We start from the raw sequence: 6581 nt of genomic DNA, 5'->3' as shown, positions 1-6581 counted from the left end.
CTCCCCTACCTCCCCTACCCCCTCACTTCCCGTAACCAATTACCAATTCCCAGTTATTAAGTTTGCCCACATCTAAAGCAGCGTAGTCAATAACTTGTAATTGCCAGTTGCCTTTTGCGGGTAGGGAAAGTAATTGTTTAAGGGCAGGATGCGATCGCACTGTGTAAGTATTTTGTAATTGATTACGACGACCTAATGTGCGACTTTGTAATAAAATCCGCTGATTATTAGGAGCAATTAAATAAACTTCTAAATCTCCTAAAAAATCATGGGTGATATTCACGGTAACTTGGATATCTGTGACATTGACAGCTTCATTAATAGCGATCGCGCTTTTAATTCCCTGTCTATTATTATCAGGAATATCCACAACTTGAGAATTTTTGACCTGGATTTGTTTATTCGTAATTTTGGCAACCACACCCATCTGCTGTGCTAGTCTCACAGCCTTAGCTGCATTGACTTTGCCATAACCAAACCATTGACTATGACCATTACTATCATAAGTACCCCCACTCACACCCAACTGAAGATCAGGGTTATTATCCACAATTTTATCAGCCGTATCTTGCAGAATCCGTTTAACTTGTTGAGCCGTTAAATCAGGATTAGCTGATAATACCAAAGCCGCTACTCCTGCGACTACGGGAGTAGCACTAGAAGTCCCACCAAAGTTTTTAGTAAAATTTCCCGCATCATAACCAGCCGCACCTATTTGATCTGTTGTAAATACTCCCAATCCAAATAGAGAAGAAACAATTGCCGGTTGTGTATAAACAAAACCAGTTTCTTGAAACCACATTCCTGGGGGAGCATTATTACTAGGAGCGCAAACAGAAACATTACCTCCCCAATTACTATAAGCAGCCTTTTTATTCAAACTAGTAGATGCAGATACAGTAATCACATCAGGATGAACAGCAAAACCGCTCAACCAATTTGTCTTACCTTGGACAATATTTTTCGGCCAATTCTGTTCATTTACAGTCCCATTAATCGGACGATTAGCATTTCCAGCCGCGAAAACAATCACACATCCTTTTCCCTTGCGTCCACTGGTAGCAGCCCGGTTAATAGCCGCTTTTTGCCGAATAGAAAGGGGGAAATAAACAGCAGAAGCTCCCCAACTACAAGAAATTACACTCGCGCCTTTTTCTACTGCCCAATCAAAAATATCCTCAATTGATTGATCATCTAAAAAACCAGTAGTGCGAATGGGCATCATTGCACAACCAGGAGCAACTCCCACAATTCCCGAACCATTTTCTTCAGCTACAGCTAATCCTGCACAAGCAGTCCCATGACTAGTTTCTTTTTCTCCAGGTAAGGGTAAAAAATCATTTTCTTTTAAATCTCTAGGAGCAACAATTTTACCTGTACCTTGAAAATCTGGATGTTTTAAATCAAAGGAATCATCTACTACAGCCACCACTATAGAACGCACACCACGAGTAGTATCCCAAGCTTGTTCTACGGAGATATGCGAACCAGCTACCAATTGATTACTACTATTATGATTGAGATACCATTGCTGGGAATAAAGAGAATCTTTGGGTTTATAATGGGGTTCTTGTTGAATGAGAATATTCGGTTCAGCCGCTAAAACTTCTGGCAGTGTTTGTAAATAATTGGTAATTTTAACGGGATTTTGTGTGGATTGTTTACTAACAAGAAAAATGAAGGTATTTGGTATTCCGAATACTGGTTGATCTTGAACTAAATTCAATTTACTGGTAATAGTATTAATTTTAGTATTATCTACCCAAGTAGCAAATTGAATTGTAATTTGGTCACTGAGATAAACAAAAGTTCCGGGATTATTTTCCAATGTATAAACATGACTCACAAAGTCCACATTTTCATCAGCACGGAGTTGAGACATGACTGCATCTAGCTGATTAGGAAAAACCGTATATAGTTCTAATTTTGCTTGAGGAATACTCCGCCGCCATACGCTACCAGGAATCTGTGTTAATTTTTCATGGGGAAAATTGGCATTAGGACGGATAGTAAAACGATACAGCGTTTTTTCTAGCGTTAACTCTTCACCACCGCGTTGTAAGGTTAGTGACTCGCCGTTATTTGCTACATCTGATTCAGGAAAATTCGCAGGATTAATATTATCACTCATAAGAATTGGGGATTGGTGGAAAATTAATTTGGCTTGTGTCTAGATATTTTAGAACTTCGGGAAAGAATAGTGCATAAATTCTCTGAAAAATGTGAATCTCAGTTTGAGAGTATCAGTCTTTCATGGGAATCTATTTCTCGTCGAGAGATGTAAAAATGATACATTGGGGATGCGGCTATTCTTGGAATAATAAAATAAGTAGGTGAACAGAAAAATTTAAAGGTATATAACGGTATGTAAAGTTGTCTCAATGCGAGATTCTGATTGAGTTTCAGCCATTTTACAAAACGCAATACCCCTCATTTTTATTTTGTTTACCTACTTACTATGTGACATAATAAACTAATAAACAGGCTAGACTGAATCCAAATAATATCTACTGTTAATAATCTCATGGAATTTAAGCCAGAATTTCCTATTATTTTTGTCGTCCAAGAGTATTATGAATTTTCTCATGATGAGGTAATAGGAACTAATACAAAATTTTGGTTTAAGCATAAAGAACTTGACTATTGTTTATATAAACAGATAAAATCACAATATATCGGACAGGACTGGGCAGAAAAAGTTGCATCTGAATTGTGTGAGCTTTTAGGATTACCCCATGCTATTTATGATCTAGCAGAAACTTGGGAAGGAAATCTTGGTGTAGTTTCACCTTCATTCTTATCAAAAGGTGAGACACTAATTCATGGCAATGAAATTCTCACTCCAATTGTGCCGAACTATCCCACATTTGAAAAATATGGCGTTTCACAACATACAATAGATATTGTGCTAAAAGTGCTAGAAGCAGATCATATTAATCTCCCTATTGGTTGGACAGCACCAAGTGGTATTCAGAAAGCTGTAGAAGTGTTTGTTGGCTACCTCATGTTAGATGCTTGGATTGGTAATGGAGATCGTCACCATCACAATTGGGGTTTAGTAAGAAGTAAATTGACACCCAATATAACAGAAACTATACACTTAGCACCAACTTATGATCATGCGTCTTCTTTAGGACGGGAACTATATGACGAAAAGAGACAAAAATGCTCGGTAGATTCATATATCAACAAGTGCAAATCTGCTTTTTATAGTAGTGCAGAAGATAAAAAGCCACTGAAAACTTTTGATGTATTTTATCGGTCTGCGCTTCGTTATCCCCAATCTGCTATGATTTGGCTAGAGCATCTTGAATGTATATCTAAAGCAGATACTCTCTTAATTTTAAACCGAATTCCACAAAAGCGGATATCAAATATAGCAGTCGAATTTGCACAAAAGATTCTGGAATTGAACCAAAATAGATTACTTAATTTAAAGGAATTATTACAGTGAAAACACCTCAAACACTATTTCTAGCTTGGCAAGATACCCATAGTCGCTCTTGGTTTACAATTGGTAGATTGACTTATGATGGCACAAAGTACAAATTTGTTTACACTCAGAGTGTCAAAGAGGCACAAAATATTTGTGGTTTTGAACCTTTATATTCATTTCCTGATTTAGAAAAAGTATATACATCAATCCATTTATTTCCAGTTTTCTCTAATCGTTTGATGTCTCGTTCCCGTCCTGATTATGCTAATTTTCTGCAATGGTTAAATATTTCAGAACTAGAAGATGATCCCCTCACAATTTTAGCCCGAAGTGGTGGAGAACGAGAAACAGATAGTCTTGCCGTTTTCCCCTGTCCAGAAGCAGATGAAAAAGGAGAATATCAACTACACTTTTTTGCTCACGGACTACGACACCTACCTAAATGTGCCATTGAAAGAATTAATCATTTTGTGTCAACAGAAAAGTTATGGTTAGCTCATGAATTTCAAAACCCTCATGATACTAAAGCATTAACTTTAAACACAGAAGATCATCATATTGTAGGCTATTGTCCGCGTTACTTACGAAGTGAAGTTTTTGATCTGATTTGGAAAGACCCTAGTTCAGTCAGGCTGGAAGTAGAGCGTGTAAATCTACCACCTACACCACTTCAGTTTCGCCTATTGTGTCACATAACTACTTTGTGTAAAGATGACTTTCGCCCTTTTTCTAGTCCAGAATATCAACCACTGGTGATTGATAATATCATAACAGCAAGCGGTTATTATTAGGAATTTGCAAAAGCTTATTTAACATTTTCTACCATAGGTTGTAATACCACTAAATGTAAATTATATCTAGTATCTGCTTGCAAATAACGTTGTTGTAGTGGTTGCCATTCTTGCCACAATTGATAACGATTTGCGGCTAGTAGCGTCGTTAATCCACCTAATTGAGTATCCAGTTCTGATTTGAAGATATTCTCTAACCATTCATGTAAAACCATATTATCTTGGATCATTCCCAAGATTTCTTGGATGCTTTTAATGTCATGAATATATGCGGAAAAAGACTCACCATATAATTCAGTAAATAACTCCATTTGGTAGCGGAGACGCTTGGCTTGTTTTCGCAAATCATGGAGAGTTTTACCTTCTGTTTTTAGATGTTCTTCTAATTGGTTGGGTGTCCATTTTGTTTGGACTACTATTTCTGATTCGATAATTTTAGTGCCAATTAGCCATCCTGGATGTAAGCAAAATTCACTCACTTCTGGTGAGAGTAAATCTGGTAAGATGTGATAAATCGGTATAGATGAGAAACTGCGATAACTGGGATTTTTCAACCAATTTTCACATTCATTTTTAAAAGATTTATAAGTTTCATCTTTAAATGTTTTCTGAACATGAGAAACGGCATTTTCTCGTTGTTTATGCAATTCTGTAAAAGCTGTTTCTAGAGATTTTTGTTCTTTTTCAAGTAAATGCGGTTTGTAATTCTTTTCGAGAATTTCTGCAAGGACATCTAAATCTCTGAGACTACCTAAAATGCGGGCAAATTTACCAATATTTTTATCACTAACTGATTTTGGTAAAAATAAATATCTTTCAAATCTACTCACAGCAGTTCTTAACCGTCGCATTCCCACTCGCATTTGGTGAAGTGGTTCTGGATCTTCGTCTCTTTTAACTGCTTTTTCCCACCTTATAGTTTTTGTCAAGTGGTTTTCAATAGCTTGGTGTGCAGTTTCACCGAGGGTTTTGATTGATGTTTCCGAGGGAATTTTCATTGTCAGAATCAGGATGTCCAGGATTAAAGGATTAACAGGATTAAACCGGGAATTTTAGGCGTTGCTCAATTGAGGTATGAAACTCACACATTCTATTTCTCAAACTCTTACTCTTTGCGCCTGGAGCGCCTCTGCGTGAGCAAAAATCATACCTTCATTCAAATAATTAACAACTTGAATTAATACTTAATTGTTGTTTAAAGATTAGTGGAAATAGCTTGTACTGGACAAGTAGGAATACATTGTTCACAGACTATGCAGCGCGATCGCACAAAGGTGAGTTTATATGTCTCTGGATTAATAGCTAGGGCTTCAGTGGGACAAACCCCCGTGCATAAACCGCAGTGAACACATACATCCTCATCAATAACTATTTCACCCAAACCCAGGGAAACATGAATATGTTGCGATCGCATCCATTCAATTGCTGCATCTAACTGATCAATATCCCCCAATAATTCTACTACTAGTTTACCAATTTGATTCGGCGCAACTTGAGCGCGGATAATATTCGCAGCGACATTAAAATCCTTTGCTAGTCGGTAGGTAACAGGCATTTGAATCGCCCGTTTGGGAAAAGTCAGGGTAACTCTTTTTTTCATTATGTGAGAAAACAGTAAGATGAACTAAGTTAATAAGTCTTAATAAATTGATTATGAGTACCGAAGCCTCTGTAAATTCTAGTAACCGCATCAAAAACTTCTTAATTGCTATTGTAGCGATCGCTTTGGGAGTTGCCCTGTTCCTGGGACTTAAAACTGATTCTACCTCAGTTTCCTTGGCGGAATTAGGTAAAACTGCCATGCCCTTAGAAGTAGCTGTTAGCAACGGAAAACCTTCTCTAGTCGAGTTTTACGCCGATTGGTGTACAGTTTGCCAGAAAATGACACCCGACATGGCAAAACTCAGAGAAAAGTACAATAACAGCCTGAATTTTGTCATGTTGAATGTTGATAATACCAAATGGTTGCCAGAAATGCTCAAATATCGAGTAGATGGCATTCCCCACTTTATATTTTTGGGTAAACAAGGGGAAACCATCGCCGAAACCATTGGTGATATCCCCCGCACCATTATGGCTAGTAATTTAGAAGCTTTAATTGTCGGTTCTACCCTTCCCCACATTCAAGGTAATGGCAAAACCTCGCAATTTTCTGCACGAGCCGCCACAGATAGTAATCAAGATGATCCTCGCAGTCACGGTAGCCAAGTTGTAAATTAGGTAATTGGGGATTGGTAAAAAGTTATTAATTTATTATTTGTCAGAATCAGGATTTTCAAGATTTAAGGATGTACAGGATGAAGTTTTTTAATTATTATTTATGATCAGATCATATTAGTATTATTGCTGTCTCT

6 protein-coding genes are annotated in these 6581 nt (G+C 37.3%); 3 read left to right on the top strand and 3 right to left on the bottom strand.

Translation table 11 applies throughout. From position 1 onward, the window contains the following. Positions 1-22: 22 nt before the first annotated feature. Positions 23-2131 carry a S8 family serine peptidase gene (locus IQ228_RS18075; RefSeq protein ID WP_193963810.1) on the bottom strand — a complete coding sequence of 703 codons (2109 nt, stop codon included), beginning with the start codon at positions 2129-2131 and terminating at the stop codon, positions 23-25. Between the two features lie 393 nt (positions 2132-2524). On the opposite strand from IQ228_RS18075, the gene IQ228_RS18070 reads away from it, so the two are divergent. Both IQ228_RS18070 and IQ228_RS18065 read left to right on the top strand, forming a co-directional pair. After that, entirely contained in the window at positions 2525-3454 is a 930-nt protein-coding gene (locus IQ228_RS18070; protein ID WP_193963808.1) for a HipA-like protein, read from the top strand. Then, positions 3451-4227, top strand: coding sequence for an HIRAN domain-containing protein (locus tag IQ228_RS18065; RefSeq protein WP_193963806.1), 777 nt, complete (start codon positions 3451-3453; stop codon positions 4225-4227). The genes IQ228_RS18070 and IQ228_RS18065 overlap by 4 nt, the downstream gene beginning before the upstream one ends. A 14-nt stretch (positions 4228-4241) precedes the next feature. Here IQ228_RS18065 and IQ228_RS18060 read toward each other — a convergent pair whose 3' ends face one another. Both IQ228_RS18060 and IQ228_RS18055 read right to left on the bottom strand, forming a co-directional pair. Further along, complete coding sequence (locus IQ228_RS18060; RefSeq protein WP_027404944.1) at positions 4242-5225, bottom strand: CHAD domain-containing protein; 984 nt, start codon at positions 5223-5225, stop codon at positions 4242-4244. 197 nt (positions 5226-5422) lie between these two features. Continuing rightward, a complete protein-coding gene (locus IQ228_RS18055; protein WP_027404943.1) occupies positions 5423-5827 on the bottom strand; it encodes an NIL domain-containing protein in 405 nt (134 codons plus the stop codon). Between the two features lie 53 nt (positions 5828-5880). Between IQ228_RS18055 and IQ228_RS18050 the strand changes: the two genes are divergently transcribed. Next, positions 5881-6447 (top strand): thioredoxin family protein, encoded by a 567-nt coding sequence (locus IQ228_RS18050; RefSeq protein ID WP_193963804.1) that lies wholly within the window; start codon positions 5881-5883, stop codon positions 6445-6447. Positions 6448-6581 lie beyond the last annotated feature (134 nt).

The sequence above is a fragment of the Dolichospermum sp. LEGE 00246 genome (genome assembly GCF_015207865.1).
Classification (GTDB): domain Bacteria; phylum Cyanobacteriota; class Cyanobacteriia; order Cyanobacteriales; family Nostocaceae; genus Dolichospermum; species Dolichospermum heterosporum.
This window is presented reverse-complemented; position numbering and strand designations above follow the sequence as displayed.